This window comes from Chromohalobacter sp. HP20-39 (assembly GCF_033052815.1).
GTDB lineage: Bacteria > Pseudomonadota > Gammaproteobacteria > Pseudomonadales > Halomonadaceae > Chromohalobacter.
In genome coordinates this window covers 1-408 of sequence record NZ_JAWHTP010000210.1, presented here as the reverse complement: position 1 = coordinate 408, position 408 = coordinate 1, and the positions used below count along the sequence as shown (strand labels likewise).

The 408-nt window shown below is 68.4% G+C and carries 1 protein-coding gene; it reads right to left on the bottom strand.

Annotated elements, in window-relative coordinates; translation table 11 throughout:
• On the bottom strand, positions 1 to 408 hold a 408-nt coding region (locus tag RVY79_RS17675; RefSeq protein WP_317465804.1), incomplete at both ends, for an efflux RND transporter permease subunit.

Sequence of the window (408 nt, the reverse complement as noted above, 5' to 3'; positions counted from 1 at the left end):
ATTGACCGACAGGCCCGGGAAGGCCACCACGCTCTCGACGCCCGGCTCAGCCAGTGCGATCTTGGTCATCTCCTTGACGACCGCCTCGGTGCGATCCAGCGAGGCGCCGGTCGGAAGCTGGGCGATGCCCACGAGATAGTACTTGTCCTGGGCCGGCACGAAGCCCGCAGGCACCTTGTGGAAGCCCAGCCAGGTCAGGCCCAGGAAGCCGACGTAGAGCAGCAGCACGATGGCGCTGCCGCGCACCGCGCGGCGCACGCCCCCGACGTAGGAATTCGAGGCGCGATCGAAGAAGCGGTTGAAGCGGCGGAAGAAGCCGCCGAACACGCCGTCGATGATGCGCGTGAGACGATCGGGCTTGGCCGCGCCGTGGTGCGGCTTGAGCAGGATGGCGGCCAGCGCTGGCGA